Origin of the sequence: Mycobacterium sp. 155 (assembly GCF_000373905.1) — a bacterium.
Lineage (GTDB): Bacteria > Actinomycetota > Actinomycetes > Mycobacteriales > Mycobacteriaceae > Mycobacterium.
Window position 1 is genome coordinate 2550670 of sequence record NZ_KB892705.1, and the last position, 20344, is coordinate 2571013.

Sequence of the window (20344 nt, forward strand, 5' to 3'; positions counted from 1 at the left end):
GCTTCACACGTTCTCCTCTTCCCGGACCGGTCGGTGTGGGTTATGTTGCGGCTCAATCGGTTTGAGCGGCAAGGGACTTGCGGTCACCTTGTGGCCGCGAACCAACGGCAGGGTCAGCCGGAAGCAGGCGCCCTTGCCCGGCTCACCCCAGGCTTCCAGCCTGCCCTGATGCAGCCGGGCATCCTCGATGCTGATCGCCAGGCCCAGGCCGGTGCCGCCGGAGCGTCGGACGCGCGACGGGTCGGATCGCCAGAACCTGCTGAACACCAACTTCTCCTCGCCGGGACGCAGCCCGACGCCGAAGTCGCGGACGGTGACGGCGACGGTGTCCTCGTCGGCGGCCATCCGGATCCGCACCGGCTTGTGTTCGGCGTGGTCGATCGCGTTGGCGATGAGATTGCGCAGAATCCGCTCCACCCGACGGGGATCCACTTCGGCGATCACCTCCTCGCGCGGCATGTCGACGTCCAGTTCGATGTCGGCGTCGGCCGCCAGGTGCCCGACATTGTCGAGCGCGCTGCGCACGGTGCCGCGCAGATCCACCGACTCGACCGACAGTTCGGCCACACCCGCGTCGTGCCGAGAGATCTCCAGCAGGTCGGCCAGTAGCGTCTCGAAGCGGTCGAGCTCGTTGACCATCAGCTCGGTCGAACGGCGCAGCGCCGGGTCGAGGTCGTCACTGTGGTCGTAGATCAGATCGGCCGCCATCCGCACGGTGGTCAGCGGGGTGCGCAGCTCATGGCTGACGTCGGAGGTGAAGCGGCGCTGCAGGTTACCGAACTCCTCGAGCTGTTGGATCTGCCGGGACAGGCTCTCGGCCATGTCGTTGAACGACTCCGCGAGCCGCGCCATGTCGTCCTCGCCGCGCACCGGCATCCGCTCGGTGAGATGCCCCTCGGCGAACCGCTCGGCGATGCGCGACGCCGAACGCACAGGCTGCACGATCTGGCGCGCCACCACCAACGCGATGGCGGCGAGCAGGCCGAGCAGCACGACGCCGCCGGTGGCCATGGTGCCGCGCACCAACGAGATGGTGCTTTCTTCGTTGTTCAGCGGAAAGATCAGGTAGAGCTCAAGATTGGGCACCGACGACGAGACCGGGGTGCCGACGACCAGCGCGGGCCCGGTAAACCCTTCGGTGTGCACCGTGGCGTACTGGTAGCTGACCTGGCCGGCCTTGACGAAATCGCGTAATGCGTTGGGCACCTGGGCGACCGGGCCCGCGGCAGTGGCCGCTCGTGGCCCGTCGCCCGGGACCACTAGCACCGCGTCGAACGCGCCCGCGAGATCACCACGGACGTCGGCCTTGCGGTCGATGAGGGTGTTGCGCGCCAGCTGCAGGCTGCTGTCCAGGGACCGCGACTCTTCCCCACCGACGATGCCGCTGACCGTGTTTCGGGCCCGCTCGACCTCTTCGGTGGCGGCCTTGACCTTGACTTCCAGGATCCGGTCGGTGATCTGACTGGTCAGCACGAAGCCCAGTACCAGGATGACGGCAAGGGAGAGTCCGAGCGTCAGCGTCACCACGCGCAATTGCAGCGAGCGGCGCCAAATCAGACCAACAGCCCGGCCCAGTGTCCCCAATCCGCGCAACAGTGGGCCGGAACCTCCCCAGCGCCCACGGATGCGCCGTCTGGAGCCAAATATCACGGGGGTCCGGCCTTGTATCCCACTCCTCGAACGGTCAGCACCACCTGTGGGTTCTCCGGGTCTTTCTCGACCTTGGCCCGCAACCGCTGGACATGCACGTTCACCAAACGGGTGTCAGCGGGGTGTCGATATCCCCACACCTGTTCGAGCAGCACATCACGAGTAAACACCTGTCGCGGTTTGCGTGCCAACGCCACCAGCAGGTCGAATTCCAGCGGTGTCAATGAAATCTGCTCACCCTGCCGGGTCACCTTGTGGGCCGGCACGTCGATCTCCACGTCGCTGATCGACAGCAGCTCGGCCGGCTCATCTTCGTTGCGGCGCAACCGCGCCCGCACCCGTGCCACCAATTCCTTCGGCTTGAACGGCTTCATCACGTAGTCGTCCGCGCCGGACTCCAGCCCGAGGACCACGTCGACGGTATCTGTCTTGGCGGTCAGCATCACGATGGGCACACCGGAATCGGCCCGCAGCACCCGGCACACGTCGATGCCGTTCATGCCGGGCAGCATCAGGTCCAGCAGCACCAGATCCGGTCGCAGCTCGCGGACGGCGGTGAGCGCCTGGCTGCCGTCGCCGATGACCGCGGTGTCGAAACCCTCGCCACGCAACACGATGGTGAGCATCTCGGCCAGCGATGGGTCGTCGTCGACGACAAGGATCCTTTGCCTCATGGTGTCCATGGTGTCACCAGAGTGCGATAAAACTCGGGTACCACACGCGGTGATCTTGGCGGCGCACCGGCTCGATCCAGTGCATCAGACGGTTGCGACACGGTAATCGTCCGCGCAACCGGGGATATGCTTAGGCGTAGATCATCGCGATATGGCTGATGTAGCAACTGGGCCGGCGTCTCGGATGAATCGAGGTTTCGATGGCCGATGTCGATCCATTCGTGACGCAATACGCCGTTTCAGGTTCCATCACGGCGGAATTGGCAGCTGCCGGATTCGAAGACGCTGAAGAGATCGGCCGCGGCGGTTTTGGCGTCGTCTACCGCTGCACCCAGCCCTCGCTTGACCGCACGGTAGCGGTCAAGGTCCTCACGGCAGACCTCGACGAGGAGAATTGCGCGCGGTTCTATCGCGAACAGCGTGCGGTGGGCCGGATGACCGGGCACCCCAACATCGTGTATGTCCTCGAGGTGGGCACCACCGACAGCGGCCATCCTTTCCTCGTCATGCCCTATCACCCCCAGGACTCTCTGCACACGCGGATTCGTGATCATGGTCCACTTCCGCTGAAGGACGTGCTGCGGCTCGGGGTGAAGCTGGCCGGCGCCCTGGATGCCGCGCACCGCCTGGGTATCGTGCATCGCGATGTCAAACCGGGAAATGTCCTGCTCACCGATTACGGCGAGCCGGCACTGACGGACTTCGGCATCGCCCACGTCGCGGGAGGCTTCGAGACCGCCACCGGTCTCGTGACAGGTTCACCGGCCTTCTCCGCGCCAGAGGTCATCGTGGGACGGCCTCCAAGTCCGGCCGCGGACGTCTACGGACTCGGCGCGACCCTGTTCGCGGCGCTCACCGGTCACGCCGCGTTCGAACGACGCAGCGGTGAGCAGATGGTGGCCCAGTTCCTGAGGATCACCACCGAGCCCATCCCGAATCCACGTGAGCACGGCGTCCCTGAGGACGTCAGCGTGATCATCGAGCAAACGATGTCCGACGACCCGGAGTGCCGACCGTCCGCTGCGGAACTGGGCCGCCTCCTGCGTGAGTCCCAACGCCTCCATGGCTTCGCCGTCGACGATATGGCCGTGCACGCCGAATTGGGTGCGGCTCACCAGGACACGGCGCAACAGGACACGGCCTGGAAAGCCGAATCACCGTCGAGTGTGCGCCCCAAGGGCAATCTTCCGGCGGAACTGACCAATTTCATCGGACGTCGCCAGGAGATCGCCAAGATCAAGCGACTACTCTCGGCGTCGCGGCTGGTCACTCTCACCGGTGTCGGCGGCGCGGGCAAGACTCGGCTGTCTCTGCGTGTTGCCGCGGATCTGCAACGCGCTTTCCCCGACGGCGTGTGGTTGGTGGAATTGGCGGAGCTGAAGGACGAGGCACTGCTCGCCCAGACCATCGCGAGCACGCTCGGACTGCACAACCGCAGCGGGCGATTGCCCACGCCTGCCCTGGTGGAATACCTGTCGGACAAAAACCTGCTGCTGGTGCTGGACAACTGCGAGCATCTGCGCGACGCCTGCGCCATGGTCGCCGAGGCGGTGCTGCACGGCGCGGCTGGTGTACGCATTCTCGCCACTAGCAGGCAGGCCCTCGGGCTGACCGGGGAGTACATCTTCCAGATTCCGACGATGTCCATGCCCGACGAGGTGCGGCTGCCGCCGGAGGAGCTCGGCCAGTACGAGGCGGTGACGCTGTTCGTCGACCGCGCGACCGCGGTGCAGCCGGAATTCGCATTGACCGAGGAGAATGCCGAGACGATCTCGCGCATCTGCCAGCGGTTGGACGGGATCCCACTGGCAATCGAGCTGACCGCGGTGCGGCTTCGCGCCCTCTCGCCGAACGAGATCCTGGACCGGCTCGAGGACCGCTTCAGGCTGCTCACGGCGGGTAGCCCCGGTGTGCTGCCACGGCATCAGACCCTGCGGGCGTCGATCGAATGGAGCCACGAGCTGTGCTCGGAGCAGGAGAGGCTGTTGTGGGCGCGACTATCGGTGTTCTCCGGCGGATTCAGCCTGTCCGCGGCAGAAGCGACCTGCTCGAGCGATGAGCTCGACGAGCAGGACGTACTCGGTGTGCTGGCGACGCTGGTGGACAAGTCGATCGTGATCTCCGAACAGCTGGACGGTCATCAGCGGTACCGATTGCTGGAGACCATCCGCCAGTACGGGCTGGAGCGGCTGCGCGCCGACGGTGACGAGCATGTGCAGCGCCGACGCCACCGAGACTACTTCGCCGACCTCGTCGAACGGGTGCGGGCGGACTGGCTGGGCCCCGAACAGGGCAGGTGGCTCAATACGCTGCACCACGAACACAGCAACCTCCGTATCGCGTTCGAATTCTGCTTCACGGAGCCGGACGAGGCCGCCACTGGCTTGCGGATGGCCAGCGCGTTGTGGTTCTTCTGGATCGCATCTGGGCTGACCAGTGAAGGGCGCCGCTGGCTGGAGCGCGGGCTGGCGCTGGACACGCAGCCCAGCGACATTCGGGCACGTGCGCTGTGGGTGACCGGATATCTGTCCACGCTCGAAGAGAACATAGGTGCGGCCAGGGCGATGCTCGAGGAGTGCACGCCGCTCGCCGAGCAGCTGGGCGACACCGATGCGGCGGCATGGGCGGTGCAGCTGGACGGTATGACGAAGATGTCCGAGGGAGACCTGCCTGCGGCGCGGCGCCTGCTCGCAGAAGCGCTGGACCGGCATCGCGCCACAGGCAGCAAGCTTGGCACCCTCGACGCCAGCTTCTATCTCGTGGGCGTAACCACGCTGCTCGGCGACATGAAGTCCGCCATGCAGGTCTGCACGGACGCCGTGGCACTGTGCGACGCGCTCGGCGAGCGCTGGATGAAGTCGTACATGCTGTGGGACCGCGCACTCGTCGCGTGGCTGCAAGGCGATGGCGAGCGCGCCGCCGACTCGGCGCTGGAGAGCCTGCGGTTGGCCCGCGAGTTCAGCGAGCAGTGGGTGATCGCCTTCTGCTTGGAGATCCTGGCGTGGGCGGCCGGCGGCGAGCCGGAGCCCCGGCGCGCGGCCCGGCTGCTGGGCGCGGCCGACCGGCTGTGGCGGCGGATCGGCGCACCCCTGTACGGCATGCGCCACCTCGTGTCGGTGCACAACCAGCAGCAGGAGCGCGTCCAGCAGGCGCTGGGGCGCAAGGCATACGACGCTGAGTTCGAGAGCGGCCACCAGATGCGCACCGACGCTGCGATCGGTTACGCACTCTCCGAACGCACGCCGTCGCCGGCGACCGTAGCGTCACCGCGGCCGAACGATGCGCTGACCCGACGGGAACGCGAGGTCGCCGCGCTGATCGCCGAGGGCATGACCAACAAGGAAATCGCCGCAAAGCTCGTGATTGCGCGCCGCACCGTGGAGGCGCACATCGAGCACATTCTCGGCAAGCTCGGCTTCATCTCCCGCACCCAGATCGCGGTATGGGTCGTCGAGCAGCGCGGAAAGGACTCTCTGGCGCCCTAACGGGCCGTGTCAGTTCAACTGCGACGCCCCGCATCAGTTCAACTTCAGCGCCAGTGCCGCGGGATCAACGTCGGGGCCCGCAATCACCCACCGTCCGCACCAGTCGGCCGCGGCCAGCGCCGCGTACACCTCACCGGTGCGCTGTTGCAGCCCACCGTCGCGCTCGTAGGCGTCCTTGGCCCGGTCGGCCTCGGTGTTGGCCCGGTGCTCGGCGCGCTGTACGGCGAGTTCGGTCGGCACGTTCAGCAGCACCTGCCAGTCCGGGACCGGCAGCTTCAACCGCTCGTATTCGAGCTCACGCACCCAGGACACCACTGCCCCGTCGGCGCCCTCGTGCAACCGGGCCGCACTGTAGGCGGCGTTGGAGGCGACGTAACGGTCGAGGATGACGACATCGTGGGCGGAGCGCAGATGCTCGATCTCCTCACGCGCACCGGCCCGGTCCAACGCGAACAGCACCGCCATCGCGTGCACCGACCCGGCGAGGTCACCGTGTGCGCCGTGCAGCGCTTCGGCAGCCAGGTCCGCGGGCACGGACTGGTGATAACGCGGAAACGCCAGGCTGCCGACTGACTTGTGCGCGGATTCGAACGCCGCGCGTAGCCCGTTGGTCAGCGTGCGTTTGCCGGCACCGTCGACGCCCTCGATCGCGATCAGCACGCCGCGAGCCTAATGGGAGTTGATCGGCGAGCCTCGAACGGATAGCGATTCGGTAGCGGGACGCTGGTCGCTGAGCAGCTGGTGGTGAGCACTGCACCATCACAGTTTTGGAGAAGGCACACACAACACAATTTCTCCCGGTGCTGATGCCGGTCGCGGTCCTCAACCGGCGCCGAGCGTAAAGCGGACGATCTTGCCGTCCTCGAACCGTGCTCCCGCCTGCCCGTCTGCGCATTCGCCGGCATCTCCGCCGGAGAACCGAACCCGCCAGCGCACTTCGTCGCCGGCGAACTGGCGCCTCGTCATGTCGACTTCGATCTCCCTGGCCAGCTGCTCGGTGATGAAGCCGTGCAGTCCGTCCTTGTCGCCGTGCAACGATGCGATGGAGAAGGGGTCAGTAGAAATCAGTTTGCAATCGTCGGCGAAAAACTTGAACACCCCGTCGGCGTCTTTGCTCCGCCAGGCCCGCTCGAAGTCCAGCGCTGTGACGAAATCGTCCGCGGTGGCTGCACCGTCGTCGATCAGGCCGCGAAGGAATGCCGGATCGCGATTCATCTTCGACACAGTTCCCAACCGGCGGGACTTCTCTGACCGCGACTTTTCGATGATTCGTACGGCGATCGGTCGGTACTGCGCGCTACGCAACACCCCTGCTTCTAGCATCTGGCCGATCTTCTCGATGAAGTGCAACTCCTGATAGAGCGACAGATTGCCGGCCAGCTCGTTGCGTCGGTCGGCGATCTCGTTGACGGTCGTCGGTTCGGTGGAGCGGGATTGGGCGTTGATCTGGATCACCCAGATCTCGTCGGGCTTGGCGGGGAGCAGGTCGCGGATCGGCGGATTCTGGGAGAACAACCCGTCCCAGTACAGGCTGTCGCCGACCGGAACCGACCGGAACAGGTTCGGGAGCGCCGACGACGCCATCACCGCTTCCGCGGTGATTTCACCCTTACGGCTGTTGAACGCCTTGAAAACCCCCGACAGGACGTCAACTGCGCCGAGCACGAGCATGGGCCGCTCGGATTCCGGGTCGTCACCGTCAGGGTGATTGAGGCGATCGAAGTCGACCCACGTCTCGAGCATGTCGCGCATCTGCTTCAGGCCCAAATCCGACGCCGGGTTCATGTATGGGCTGATCTGTGGCGTCGCGACGTAATTCGCTGCGTATCCGGCCCACACCGTCCACCAGTTCATGATCCACTCGGCCGGTGACGACGTCGCGTTGTCGGCCCAGAAGCCTTCGAGGAGTTCGACGGCCTTCTGCGGCTGGCTGTCCACCAGTGCCGTCCAGCTCAGCAGGGCGCAGATCGCCCCACCCGAGGTGCCGCTCAAGCCGACGATCTTGTACTTATCGGTGACGTCGGGTTCGAGGAGTCGGCCGAGCACCCCGGCAGTGAAGGCGGTATGGCTACCCCCGCCCTGGCAGGCGATCGCCACCCGGATCGGTTGGGCTTCTTCAGTCACCGGTGCTCCTCGCTCATCGACATCGTTCGCTCGGTCCTGAGCGGCGTGGATCATGCCACGCCCCGTCGACCACCGGCAACGCCACCGACCAGCGGGACAACTATACCCAGCGCGCGGACGTTGAGTCTCTTTGCGGGACACCGTGGGGTGTGCGACAGAGTTGAAGGTAGGTCGATCGGGCTTTGCACCGACTACGAAGTCTTTTGGTCTCCCGAAGGCGCCGGCGACGAGGATGTCTAGCCGGCGCGGTCGTCGGCGTTCGCAGCACGCATCAGATCGTCGCGGGCGCGCGCCACCCGAGACCGGATGGTGCCGACCGGACACCCGCACACCTCGGCGGCTTCGGTGTAGGACATGCCGATCACCTGGGTCAGGAGCAACGCTTCGCGCCGGTCGGCATCCAGGCCGGCCAGCAGCATCCGAATCTCGACCATGTTCTCGATCTGGGTACCGCGCCCGCCCGCACCCGTGACCTCGTCGAGATCCACCACATGCACGGTGCGCGGCCGGCTGGTGTTGTAGCGAATCTGGTCCACCACCACCCGCCGGGCAATCGACAGCAGCCAGGTGCGGGCACTGGACCGACCGGTGAACCGCGGCAGCGAGCGGATCGCCCGCAGGAATGTCTCCTGGGTCAGGTCGTCGGCGCTGCCGGGGTCGGCGAGGTAGGCAACCGTGCGCCAGACGTCGCGTTGGGTGGCCTCGATGAACTGCGACAGTGCGGCCTGGTCACCCCGGCCCGCGGATTTGGCGAGGTGGGTAATTTGGTCGTCGTCACCTGTCGCCACGGCTAGTCAGCGTAGGTCATCGCGCCCGGGAACTTTCCGACGCGTCGCACCGACCATTAGGCGCATAGGCCGCATGGGCAAGGAGGAAGCAACACGATGTCGAGTTCGGCGCCGGTGCGCGACGATACGGTGAGCACCCAGCGGGTCCAACTGGACGTCACCGGCATGTCCTGCGCCGCGTGTGCCAACCGGGTGGAAAAGGCGCTGAACAAGGTCCCCGGGGTGCGGGCCTCGGTCAACTTCGCCACCCGCGTCGCGACCATCGACACCGATGAGCAGACCGGCGCGCAGGAACTCTGCGAGGTCGTGCAGCGGACCGGGTATGAGGCCACACCCCGGCAGGCCGGCGTCGACGACGATGGAGATCCCGACGCCGATCACGCGCGTCATCTGCTTATCCGGTTGGCTGTCGCGGCGGTACTGTTCGTGCCGCTCGCCGACCTGTCGGTGATGTTCGCCGTGGTGCCGAGCACGCGCTTCACCGGCTGGGCCTGGGTGCTCACCGCGCTGGCACTGCCGGTGGTGACCTGGGCGGCGTGGCCGTTCCACCGGGTGGCACTGCGCAATGCCCGGCATCGCAGCGCTTCGATGGAAACGCTCATCTCGGTCGGCATCACCGCGGCCACTATCTGGTCGCTCTACACGCTGTTCAGCACCCACCACAGCACCGACCGGCGCGGCATCTGGCAGGCGCTGCTGGGCAGCGATGCCATCTACTTCGAGGTGGCTGCCGGGGTCACGGTGTTCGTGCTGGCCGGCCGGTACTTCGAGGCCCGCGCCAAGTCGAAGGCGGGCGGGGCGCTGCGGGCGCTCGCGGCGCTGTCCGCCAGGGATGTCACGGTGCTGCACGCCGACGGCTCGGAGATGCTCATCCCGGCCGACGAACTCAAAGAGCAGCAGCGCTTCGTGGTGCGCCCGGGGCAGACCATCGCCGCCGACGGTCTGGTGATCGAGGGCTCCGCGGCCGTCGACATGAGCGCCATGACCGGCGAGGCCAAACCGGTGTGGGCCGATCCAGGTTCCAACGTCGTCGGCGGCACCGTGGTGCTCGACGGCCGACTGATCGTCGAGGCCGCGGCGGTCGGCGCCGACACCAGGTTCGCCGGCATGGTTCGCCTCGTCGAGGAAGCCCAGACACAGAAGGCCAACGCGCAACGCCTCGCCGACCGTGTCGCGTCGGTGTTCGTGCCCACGGTATTCGTGCTGTCGGCGCTGACGGCCAGTGCGTGGCTGCTCGCCGGCAGTGGAGGGGACCGGGCATTCTCGGCGGCGCTCGCGGTGCTGGTCATCGCATGCCCGTGCGCGCTCGGTCTGGCCACGCCGACGGCCATGATGGTCGCGTCCGGCCGCGGCGCCCAGCTCGGCATCTTCCTCAAGGGCCATCAGTCGCTGGAGGCCACCCGCGCCGTGGACACCGTGGTCTTCGACAAGACCGGCACCCTGACGACGGGCCGGTTGAGCGTCACCACGGTGGTCGCGGTGCCGGGGTGGCGTCCCGAGGATGTGCTGGCCCTGGCGGCGACCGTGGAATCGGCATCCGAACACGCCGTGGGGCTGGCCATCGCGACCGCCGGTGGCCGCGGCGAGCCCGTGGAGGATTTCCGCGCGGTTGCCGGCCGCGGTGTCAGCGGCAACGTAGCCGGCCGGGCCGTGCGGGTGGGTAAACCGTCGTGGATCGCCCCGCAATGCGATTCACCGACCCTGACCACGGGGCGTCACAACGGTGAATCACGCGGTGACACTGTAGTTTTCGTCGAGGTCGACGGCGAGCCGTGCGGAGTCATCGCGGTGTCCGACGCCGTCAAGGACTCAGCCGCGGACGCCGTCGCCGCACTGCACCAGCGGGGACTGCGCACGGTCCTGCTGACCGGCGACAACCCGGCGGCGGCCGCCGCGGTCGCCGCGCGCGTGGGCATAGACGAGGTGATCGCCGACGTCCTGCCCGAGGGCAAGGTCGACGTCATCGAGCAATTGCGCGACCGTGGCCGCGTCGTGGCGATGGTCGGCGACGGCATCAACGACGGACCGGCGCTGGCCTGCGCCGATCTCGGCATGGCGATCGGCCGCGGTACCGACGTCGCGATCGGCGCTGCCGACATCATTCTGGTCCGCGACAATCTCGACGTCGTCCCGCTCGCGCTGGATCTGGCCGCCGCCACCATGCGCACGATCAGGGTCAACATGGTGTGGGCGTTCGGTTACAACGTGGCCGCCATCCCGATCGCCGCGGCCGGCCTGCTCAATCCGCTGATCGCGGGTGCGGCGATGGCGTTCTCGTCGTTCTTCGTCGTGTCGAACAGCTTGCGGCTGCGCAACTTCGGTCGATAGCAGGCGGTGCGTCCGCCGAGCCGACCAGCAATCGGCTACTGCCGCCGCGAGCACCACACGCGCTCAGTGCCGGTCGCGGGACAGTTCCCTCAGCATGGCGTTGTAGGCGTCGAGCTCGTCGTCGGCATAGGAGGAGTCGGCGTGGCGGTCGGATCGCGACGCCGCGCGACGGTCTTGACGCGCCCACTGGGCCACCAGCGCGATGACGACGATGATGACCGGAAGTTCGCTTGAGCCCCAGGCGATTGCGCCGCCGAGGTGCTGGTCGTCCTCGATGCTGGCCAGCCACGGCAGCGCCACGCTGCGGTAGAACGGTCCGCCCATCACCGAGGTCATCGTCATGGTCGCGATGCCGAAGAAGGCGTGAAAAGGCATGACCGCGAACAGCAGTCCGAGGCGGCCCAGGAACGGCAGCTTCCGCGGTCCGGGGTCGATACCGATGATGCCCCAATAGAAGAGATATCCGACGAGCAGGAAGTGCAGGCTCATCAGCTCGTGGCCCCAGTGGTACCGCGCCAGGGTGTTGAAGATCGGCGTGAAGTACACGATGTACAGCGACGCGACGAACAGGATGAACGCGATCATCGGGTTCGCCAGGAACGCCGTGACTTTGGAGTGCACCAGCCACAGCAGCCATTCCCGGGGTCCCGGCGGCCGACTGTCACCGGCGGCGGGTAGCGCACGCAGCGCCAGGGTCACCGGACCGCCCAGGACGAGCAGCACGGGGATGAACATGTTGAGGGTCATGTGTTCGGCCATGTGCACGCTGAACATCGCCGACCCGTACGCCCGCACCCCGGAACTGACGGTGAAGACCAGCACGGCGCATCCGGCCAACCACGCCGCGAGCCGGCCGGCGGGCCAATCGTCGCCGCGACGGCGCAGCCTCAGGTATCCGGCAAGGTACAGCCCGGCCAGGACAATGGTGCCCACACCGATGAAGGTGTCGAACCGCCACACGGTCAGCAGCGTCAGCACGCTTGGCGGATCGGGCAGTTGATACCCCAGGAAGACGTCCCAGGCGGTGAAGCGGTGCGCCAGCAGACGCGGCGCGGGTTGGGTGGCCATCACGGCGAGCAGTGCCAGCACCGCGATCAGGGCCACCGCGTCGATCGCGGCCTTCCCGCGGTACGGCGATTTGTCGCGACGCCACACGGTGATGACGTCACCCAGCCATACGGCGAGCAGGACGGTACCGGCGACGAGTCCGACCCGCCCGTAACCGGTGTGCAGCAGGCCGGATCCAGCGAGCAGGGCCAGCAGGATCGCGCCGTAACCGAACGCGACGGCACCGCTGAGGGTTTCGAGGAGCAACACGCGGCGCGCCACCTCGGAAGCGGGCGGACCGGTAACGGCCGCCACCTTGAAACCGGCCAGCGCAGCCAATGCGACGGCGAAAACGATCGCTGTGCTCGTCGCATAGTCGTGGTCGGGTCCTTGGCCCGCGTTACCGCTGACCGTCACCGCCACCACGGCGACGACAGCGGGCACCAGCAGCACCACGTGGGTGATCCACTTGACCGAAAATCGCACTGTAACTGCCACGAGAAATGCTGCAGCGGCAACCACGACCCACGCTCGCGATGTCTCCGATGCCACGATCGCGGGAATCAGGCTGCCGCGCAGCACAAGCCGCGTGACGTCGGCGCCCGCGGCGCTCGCTGCGGACACCGCGACCATGATCAGCGCCGTGGCCGCCCAGACCGCGGCGGCCCGCTCGATCAGCAGGTGCACACGGAACGCCCGCTCGTCGATCACCCCGGCGATGTCGGGCCGGGCGGTGGTGACGACGTAGAGCAGGCCGCCAAGGCACACAGCCCCGCACAGCGTGGCGATGAACTGTCCGACCGGTAGCGCCGCAGCGGTGAGCGCACCCGGATAGGAATCACCGGTGGCCGCATACACGCCGGCACGCCCGGTCAGGCCGTAGGCGACCAGGCCGGCCAGCGCGGCCGCGATCGCCACCGCCGCGGCACTCTTCGCCCGCGGGCACTTCTGGCTTGACTGCACCGGGGTGACGTCCTCCGTCCGAGACAGGTATTCATCAACGAGCCTACGACCGTCTGTCGTAGACATTCCCGGCCGCGGGAACTATTCGCCCGCCCCGACCGACCAATGCACACGAACCACCGTCGATCTCCCGTGCCCGCTACCCCGAGGAAAGTCGCGACCACCGTGAGCCACACCCCGCTGGAAGATCCCGTCGACCGCGACGGTACACCCGTTGCGCCGAACGCCAGACCCAGGCCGTTGCCCGCCTCGGCCCGGGTCAGATTCCGCCCGGTCCTGATGCGCCTGCATTTCTACGCCGGAGTGTTCGTCGCCCCGTTCATCCTGATCGCGGCGTTCACCGGCCTGCTGTACGCGCTGATCCCGCAGATCGACACGTTCGTGCACCGTCACGAACTCACCGTCGAGCACATCGGTGATCACCGGATCCCGTTGTCGGACCAGATCGCCGCGGTGCGTCGGGCCCATCCCGAAGGCACGGTCGCCAGCATCCGGCCGCCGGCCGCACCCGACGAAACCACGTGGGTCACCCTCGATGTCGCCGACGTGCCACCCGACTATGCCCGCACGGTGTTCGTCGATCCCTACACCGGCGACGTCCGCGGCGCGTTGACCACCTACGGCCAGTGGCTGCCGCTGCGTGCCTGGTTCGATGAACTGCACCGCAACCTTCATCTCGGAGCCATCGGGCGCAACTACAGCGAGCTCGCGGCCAGCTGGCTGTGGGTGATCGCCGGTGCCGGTCTGCTGCTGTGGATCGGGCATCGGATCGGCACCGGGAAACTCCGCCGGATCGCCGCCCCCGACACCGGCGTGACGGGCCGCCGCAGACTGCTGTCTTGGCATGGGGCGCTGGGCGTCTGGATCATCGCGGCGCTGGCGCTGCTGTCGGTGTCGGGCATGACGTGGTCACGTTTCGCCGGCGCCAACGTGAGCGAGATCCGCTCCCACCTGACCTGGTCGACGCCATCGGTGGACACCGCGCTGCCCGGCGGCGAACCGGCCGCGATCGGCGCACATCACGGAAACCCAACGGCTGCATTCGGATCCGACGAATCGCAGGCGTTGCGCGGCGCCGACATGGCGCTGCGCGCGGCGCACGACGCCGCACTGAGCAACCCGATCTGGATGTATCCCCCGGCCTCACCGACCCAGGGCTGGCAGGTTGCCGAGAACAAGCGGGACTGGCCGACGCGCTACGACGCCATCGCCGTCGACCCGGACACCGGCGCGGTGATCGCCCGCGTCGATTTCGCCGACTGGCCGTTCATGGCGAAGCTGGCCGACTGGATCGTCGGGGCCCACATGGGGATCCTGTTCGGCATCGTCAACCAAATCCTGCTCGCCGCGGTGGCCGTCGCGCTGATTGTCGTCATCCTGCTCGGCTATCGCATGTGGTGGCGCCGAAGGCCTACGCGAACAACAGGTTTGACCCTGCCCACCGGTCCTCGCCGCGGTGTGCTGGCGGGGCTACGGCCTTATGAGGCGGTGTTGGTCACCCTCGCGCTGGCCGGATTCGGTTACTTCGCCCCGCTGTTCGGGGCCTCCCTGGTGGCCTTCATCGCGCTCGACGCCGCGCTGGGCTGGTGGCAGACCCGGACGATGCCGCAATGATCGACGATCTGTTCCTGCGCTGGATCGTCACAGCGCTTTTTGTCTTGAGCGCGCTGGAATGCGGCTACGCCATCGTGATCGGTCACCGGGCATGGACACATGTGGTGGGTCATCTGCTGCACCTCGTCATGGCAGTGGCCATGGCGGTGATGGCGTGGCCGCGCGGTGCGGCGCTACCCACCACGGGCCCGATGGTGTTCTTCGGGTTCGCCACGGTGTGGTTTCTGGCAGCCATGCTCACGATGGCTCAACGCCGCGCGATCGCCGGGTACCACGCGTTCATGATGCTGGCGATGACGTGGATGTACGCCGTGATGAACGGCGGCCTGCTGCCCGGCCAGACGACGTCGGGGCATCACGACGGGCAGGCCGCGGCGACGTCGATGAACATGCCGGGCATGGACATGTCCGCCGGCGCGGGGGCGTCGTCAGGGCCTGGATATCCGGGGTGGATCGATGCCATGAACTGGCTGTGCACGGTGGTGTTCGCCGTCGCCGCCGCCTGGTGGTTATATCGCTATTTCACTGAGCGGCAGGCTGATTCGGCTCACCGCCACATCAGTATCCTGTGCCAGGCCATGATGGCCGCGGGAATGGCGGTGATGTTCGGGGTGATGCTCTAGGCGGCCGAGCCGTCGGTCGGCCATAGATGCCCGCGCCGACGGCCGCGGGATGCGTTGTGCGGCAAGGTGATATCCGTTTCAGCGGCGTGTTGGCCGGGTTCCGGCCCTGGCGCCGACGAATCACGCCACACCAGGACCGCGAGGATCGCACCGAGCAGCACCGGTAGGTGGGTCAGCATCCGCACCGGCGTGACCGCGCCCATCGTCGCGTCGACCGCGACGTACACCGTCAGGACCGCGGCGAACACACCCAACACCCCGGCCAGGCCTGCGGCAGCAACTGGTCGCAGCGCCGCACCGATCATCACCGCGCCGAGTGCGGCCGACCACGCCGTCGACTCGTTGAGCAGATGCCCGTTGCCCATGCCGTGGCCGTGGGCCAGTCCGACGCTCAGCCCGAGGCCCTGCACGGCAGCAAGCAGGATCTGCACCACGCCGACAGCGAACAGTGCCCCACGCCGCCAGCCCAGCCGCGGTCGCCGGGGATGCTCGACGGAGTGTTCGAGCGCGGTGAGCGTGGGACGGCGTTCGGCCAAGCGGCGCAGATCGAGCGCCTGATCGGTGACGGCGTCGCGCCAGGCGCGGCACTCGGCGCACTCACGCAGGTGCTCGTCGACGCGTGCCGACGGCACGGGCTCGCGCTCACCGTCGAGCCGGGCCGACAGCGCCTCCCGCGCCACCTCGCAGTTCATCCCCCTATAGTCGCGCAGAAGCCGCCGATTGTTCCCCGCGGGTGGGCCACGCAGGTCTCAGCCGATGACCGGCAGGGTGACCGAGGAGGGGTGGGCCGGGTCGTGCAGGACGGTCTGGGCGGCCTGCTGGGTTCTGGTGTCCTGCCCGAACGGCGCCCCGGTGTTGGGGTTGGGCGCGAACTGCGGGTAATCGCTGCTGGAGATCTCCAACCGGATCCGGTCGCCGGCCCGGAACAGATAGCTGGTGGGCCAGACCTGGATTCGATACTGGTACGGCCGGCCCGGTGTCGTCGGCGTGGGGTTCGACAGCGAGTCTCGGAACGACGTCCGCAGGATGCCGTTGTTGAGGTTGACCGCCTGCCCGTCAGGTTTGACGACGATGAGCTTGGCGGTGAAGTCGGTGTCGACGGCGGTGGACTGGGCCCACAATGTGACCGTCACCGGACCGGTGACCTCGGTGTCCTTGGTCAGCGGTGCCGAGCTGTACACCAGCACGTCGGAGCGCTGCTCGACCGGAGTCTGGTCATAGGGCCCCTGCGGGCCGTTCAGCGCGCCGCAACATGAGTGCCCACCGAGGCTGGGCGCCGGGAACGCCGGATCGTAGAGATAAGTGTCGGGCGGCTGCGCAGCCGGCGGCTGGACGGTGAGTTGACCCTCGCGCTCGGCGAACCCACCCGATCCCGACAGATACCAATTCGTCCAGTGCGTCTGCGGTAGAGGCCAATTCGGCGCAGTCTTCCAGACGTTGGCACCCATCAGGAAGTAGTCGACGCGCGGCGAACCGGCCACGTCGTTGTTCTGACCCTTCAGAAAATGGTCGAACCAGGCGAGCTGGAGTTCGTTGATGGGACTGTTCCCCACCGGCCCGATGTCCTTGAGCATCGGTGCGGCAACCGAATCCGATCTGCCCCAGCCGACGTGATCCCACGGCCCGATGACCAGCCGCTGGTTGGTGCGGGCCAGGTCGCTGCCGCCGTGAGTCGTCATCCCGGTGAAGTTCTCGATCCCACCGGCCAGGAAGGCGTCGTACCAGCCCTCGACGTGCAGCACGGGGATCTTCACCGCGGGGTAGCGGTCCCTGATGCTGAAGCGGCGCCAGAAGTCGTCGCGGGCGCTGTGCCGGATCCAGTCGAAATACCAGGGCGCGACCACGGGGTTGTTGGGCTGCATCGGTGGAAGGTCTTTGAACGGACGGAAATTCAGCCATCGGGTCGGATCGGCAGCGGCAACGTTCAGTTCGGCCACGGCCTGCCGGTCATCGCGGTTGATCGCGGCGGTGGTCGCGATGTCTTGGATCGCCCACGGCAGCACGAAACCCAGCCGGAACTCCCCGCCCTCGTAGTTCCATCCGTCGTAGTAGTCCGACGCGGTGTTCACGGGCACGATGGTGGCCAGGTGTGGAGGTGTGGTCACCGCCGCCAGCCACTGGGTGGCGCCGACGTAGGACGACCCGTACATGCCGACCTTGCCGTTGGAACCGGGCAGCCCAGCCGCCCATTCCACCGAGTCGTAGCCGTCGTCCATGTCGTGGGTGAATTCACTGAACACGCCACCCGAGTTGCCCTGACCCCGAATATCCTGCACCACAACCAAATAGCAGTGCGACGCGAACCAGTCGGGCGGCTGGAAGCGGTCCACTTCCGTCTGTGCCGAGGACTTGCCGTACTGGGTACGCATCAGGATCACCGGTACCGCATCGGACGTTCGCGGACGGTAGACGTCGGCGCGCAACACGGTGCCGTCGCGCATGGTGGCCGGAACGTCGTGCTGGGTCGTCACCTCGCACGGTCCCCGTCCGGTTGCCTCAGGGAACGGACGCTGCGCGTCCGTATCCCGCCCGCTCGTGCAGCCGGTCAGGACCAGGGCGGTACAGACCAGGACGGCGATGACGGCGCGGATCGCATGGGGCACCAAGCGAGCGTATCGCCGCCAGGCCTGGCGAGCAGACGCGAAAGTCCCCGAAACACCGAGGTTTCGGGGACTTCACGTCTGCTCGCGCTACGTCAGTGACTCAGTAGCGGTAGTGCTCCGGCTTGTAGGGGCCTTCGACGTCGACGTTGATGTACTCGGCCTGCTCCTTGGTGAGGCGAGTGAGAGTGCCACCCAAAGCGTCCACGTGGATGCGGGCCACCTTCTCGTCGAGATGCTTGGCCAGCCGGTACACGGCGTTGTCGTACTCGTCGTTCTTGGTCCACAGCTCGATCTGGGCGATCACCTGGTTGGAGAAGCTGTTGCTCATCACGAACGACGGGTGACCGGTCGCGTTGCCCAGGTTCAGCAGGCGACCTTCCGAGAGCACGATGATCGACTTGCCGTCATCGAAGGTCCACTGGTCGACCTGCGGTTTGATGTTCAAACGACGAGCGCCGGACTTTTCCAACGCGGCCATGTCGATCTCGTTGTCGAAGTGGCCGATGTTGCCGAGGATGGCCTGGTCCTTCATCGACTTCATGTGGTCGAGGGTGATGATGTCCTTGTTGCCGGTCGCGGTGACGACGATGTCGGCATGGGAGATGCCCTGCTCGACCGTGACGACGTCGAAGCCGTCCATGAGCGCTTGCAGCGCGTTGATCGGGTCGATCTCGGTGACCGAAACGCGTGCACCCTGGCCCGCGAGCGACTCGGCGCAGCCCTTGCCCACGTCGCCGTAGCCGCAGATCAGCACCTTCTTGCCGCCGATCAGCACGTCGGTGCCGCGGTTGATGCCGTCGATCAGCGAGTGACGGGTGCCGTACTTGTTGTCGAACTTGCTCTTGGTGACCGAGTCGTTGACGTTGATCGCCGGGAACGGCAGCTCACCGGCGGCCTCGAACTGGTACAGCCGCAGCACACCCGTCGTGGTCTCTTCGGTGACGCCCTTGACCGACTCGGCGATCTTGCTCCACTTGGTGGGGTCGGTCTCGAAGGTCTTGCGCAGGACCGACAGGAAGATCTTCCACTCCGCGGGGTCGTCATCCTCGGCGGGCGGGACCACGCCGGCCTTCTCGTACTGCGCGCCGCGCAGCACCATCATGGTGGCGTCACCACCGTCATCAAGGATCATGTTTGCGGGTCCGCCATCCACATTGACCCCGCTCGCTGCGCTCCCGGCGGTCGGCCAGGTGAGCATCTGCTCGGCGGCCCACCAGTACTCCTCGAGCGTCTCGCCCTTCCACGCGAACACCGGCACGCCCTTGGGCGCGTCCTCGGTGCCGTGCGGGCCCACGACCACGGCCGCGGCCGCGTGGTCCTGGGTCGAGAAGATGTTGCACGACGCCCATCGAACTTCAGCACCGAGGGCAACCAACGTCTCGATCAGCACGGCGGTCTGCACGGTCATGTGCAGCGAGCCGGAGATACGCGCACCCTTGAGCGGCGCCACGTCGGCGTACTCACGGCGCAGCGCCATCAGGCCGGGCATTTCGTGTTCGGCCAGGCGAATCTCCTTGCGGCCGAAGTCGGCCAACGACAGGTCGGCGACCTTGAAATCGATCCCGCCCCGGTTATCAGCCTTCAACTCAGTCATGTAGAGCCCTCTTTCAGTCGTGATTGCTTGCCAGCGCACGGGTGTGCCCCACGGCGACGCCACATGCAGATACCTCTAGCCTGCGGGCTCGCGGGACAGGCGCTCACGTGTTTCGACAGCGGCGGCGCACTGACAGCTAGACGGTATCTATCACACCGTAGCGCTCGGCGAATGGTGTCATGAGTCGGGCCAGGTCACCGGCCACATCGTGATCGGCCTCCGGCGGTATGGAGATGTAACTCATCGCCAATCGCACGATCGCGCGCGCAAGCACCCCGGCGTCCTCGTCACTCGCCTTCATCCAGCTGTTCTGGAAGATCCCGGTCAGCCGGTCCGAGCACCGGCCGATGATGGGTCCGCTGCCGGTGGTGATGATTTGCAGCAGGTCGGGTTTGGCCGCCCCGGTGAGCAATGAGATCACCAGCGGGTCCGCAGCCGAGTCGACGAAGAACGTCCGGAAGCCTTCCAGAAATGCCTCGTATACCTGGCCTACGTTGTGGTTGATCGCGTGGTCCACCGCGTCGGCCAGGCGGTCGGCGAGCCGCATCGCATACCCTTCGGCCAGACCCTGCCGGGATCCGAATTCGTTGTAGATGGTCTGCCGGCTGATCCCCGCGGCCTGCGCCACATGCGACAGCGTGATGGCCGACCAGTCACGGGTCATCAGCAGGTCGCGCATGCCGTCGAGGATCGAATCGCGCAGCACTACCCGCGACGCCTCTGCATAGGGGATGCGCTGCTTGTCCCGGGGCCGACTCACACGCGCGACTCTAATCCCTCTCGTCGCCGCAATCGGCCTTCCTGCAGTTCCCGGCCTGCTGACCGGGGCTGCGGTCGTGATCAGGCGATCT

The 20344-nt window shown here is 66.9% G+C and carries 14 protein-coding genes; 4 read left to right on the forward strand and 10 right to left on the reverse strand.

The window, feature by feature from the left end:
• Nucleotides 1-3 precede the first annotated feature (3 nt).
• Together mtrB and mtrA are read right to left on the reverse strand one after the other, a co-directional pair.
• Nucleotides 4-1650, reverse strand: coding sequence for an MtrAB system histidine kinase MtrB (mtrB, locus tag B133_RS0112175; RefSeq protein WP_026256323.1), 1647 nt, complete (start codon nt 1648-1650; stop codon nt 4-6).
• The gene (mtrA, locus tag B133_RS0112180) at nt 1647-2333 is read right to left on the reverse strand and encodes a two-component system response regulator MtrA (RefSeq protein WP_018601429.1); all 687 of its coding nucleotides are present in this window, start codon (nt 2331-2333) and stop codon (nt 1647-1649) included. The genes mtrB and mtrA overlap by 4 nt, the downstream gene beginning before the upstream one ends.
• A 191-nt stretch (nt 2334-2524) precedes the next feature.
• Here mtrA and B133_RS0112185 point away from each other — a divergent pair, with 191 nt between their 5' ends.
• Nucleotides 2525-5809: a protein kinase gene (locus tag B133_RS0112185; protein ID WP_018601431.1), complete on the forward strand. Its 3285-nt coding sequence runs from the start codon at nt 2525-2527 to the stop codon at nt 5807-5809.
• 33 nt (nt 5810-5842) lie between these two features.
• Here B133_RS0112185 and B133_RS0112190 read toward each other — a convergent pair whose 3' ends face one another.
• The 3 genes from B133_RS0112190 to sigC all read right to left on the reverse strand — a co-directional run bounded on the left by B133_RS0112190 (nt 5843) and on the right by sigC (nt 8721).
• Complete coding sequence (locus tag B133_RS0112190; RefSeq protein ID WP_018601434.1) at nt 5843-6469, reverse strand: dTMP kinase; 627 nt, start codon at nt 6467-6469, stop codon at nt 5843-5845.
• Nucleotides 6470-6631: 162 nt separating this feature from the next.
• Nucleotides 6632-7933 (reverse strand): patatin-like phospholipase family protein, encoded by a 1302-nt coding sequence (locus B133_RS0112195; protein WP_198290997.1) that lies wholly within the window; start codon nt 7931-7933, stop codon nt 6632-6634.
• Nucleotides 7934-8169: 236 nt separating this feature from the next.
• A complete protein-coding gene (gene sigC / locus B133_RS0112200) occupies nt 8170-8721 on the reverse strand; it encodes an RNA polymerase sigma factor SigC (protein WP_018601437.1) in 552 nt (183 codons plus the stop codon).
• A gap of 96 nt (nt 8722-8817) precedes the next feature.
• On the opposite strand from sigC, the gene B133_RS0112205 reads away from it, so the two are divergent.
• Nucleotides 8818-11049 carry a cation-translocating P-type ATPase gene (locus B133_RS0112205; RefSeq protein ID WP_018601439.1) on the forward strand — a complete coding sequence of 744 codons (2232 nt, stop codon included), beginning with the start codon at nt 8818-8820 and terminating at the stop codon, nt 11047-11049.
• Between the two features lie 63 nt (nt 11050-11112).
• Here B133_RS0112205 and B133_RS0112210 read toward each other — a convergent pair whose 3' ends face one another.
• On the reverse strand, nt 11113-13059 hold the full coding sequence (locus tag B133_RS0112210) for a cytochrome c oxidase assembly protein (protein WP_018601441.1): 1947 nt from the start codon (nt 13057-13059) through the stop codon (nt 11113-11115).
• A gap of 132 nt (nt 13060-13191) precedes the next feature.
• Between B133_RS0112210 and B133_RS0112215 the strand changes: the two genes are divergently transcribed.
• A complete protein-coding gene (locus tag B133_RS0112215) occupies nt 13192-14673 on the forward strand; it encodes a PepSY domain-containing protein (RefSeq protein WP_018601443.1) in 1482 nt (493 codons plus the stop codon).
• The gene (locus tag B133_RS0112220) at nt 14670-15296 is read left to right on the forward strand and encodes a DUF5134 domain-containing protein (RefSeq protein WP_018601445.1); all 627 of its coding nucleotides are present in this window, start codon (nt 14670-14672) and stop codon (nt 15294-15296) included. The genes B133_RS0112215 and B133_RS0112220 overlap by 4 nt, the downstream gene beginning before the upstream one ends.
• Here B133_RS0112220 and B133_RS0112225 read toward each other — a convergent pair.
• From B133_RS0112225 to B133_RS0112240, 4 genes are all read right to left on the reverse strand, one after another.
• Nucleotides 15293-15988 (reverse strand): zf-HC2 domain-containing protein, encoded by a 696-nt coding sequence (locus B133_RS0112225; protein WP_018601448.1) that lies wholly within the window; start codon nt 15986-15988, stop codon nt 15293-15295. The two genes, B133_RS0112220 and B133_RS0112225, sit on opposite strands and share 4 nt — an antisense overlap.
• A gap of 57 nt (nt 15989-16045) precedes the next feature.
• On the reverse strand, nt 16046-17899 hold the full coding sequence (locus B133_RS0112230; protein WP_018601449.1) for a CocE/NonD family hydrolase: 1854 nt from the start codon (nt 17897-17899) through the stop codon (nt 16046-16048).
• 100 nt (nt 17900-17999) lie between these two features.
• Complete coding sequence (ahcY, locus tag B133_RS0112235) at nt 18000-19493, reverse strand: adenosylhomocysteinase (RefSeq protein WP_018601452.1); 1494 nt, start codon at nt 19491-19493, stop codon at nt 18000-18002.
• Between the two features lie 136 nt (nt 19494-19629).
• Nucleotides 19630-20253: a TetR family transcriptional regulator gene (locus B133_RS0112240; protein ID WP_018601453.1), complete on the reverse strand. Its 624-nt coding sequence runs from the start codon at nt 20251-20253 to the stop codon at nt 19630-19632.
• Between the last annotated feature and the right edge of the window lie 91 nt (nt 20254-20344).

Coding starts and splice junctions, on each gene's coding strand:
- B133_RS0112205 (WP_018601439.1), top strand. CDS start 8,818: ATGTCGAGTTCGGCGCCGGTGCGCGACGATACGGTGAGCACCCAGCGG.
- B133_RS0112185 (WP_018601431.1), top strand. CDS start 2,525: ATGGCCGATGTCGATCCATTCGTGACGCAATACGCCGTTTCAGGTTCC.
- ahcY (WP_018601452.1), bottom strand. CDS start 19,493: ATGACTGAGTTGAAGGCTGATAACCGGGGCGGGATCGATTTCAAGGTC.
- B133_RS0112225 (WP_018601448.1), bottom strand. CDS start 15,988: ATGAACTGCGAGGTGGCGCGGGAGGCGCTGTCGGCCCGGCTCGACGGT.
- mtrA (WP_018601429.1), bottom strand. CDS start 2,333: ATGGACACCATGAGGCAAAGGATCCTTGTCGTCGACGACGACCCATCG.
- B133_RS0112220 (WP_018601445.1), top strand. CDS start 14,670: ATGATCGACGATCTGTTCCTGCGCTGGATCGTCACAGCGCTTTTTGTC.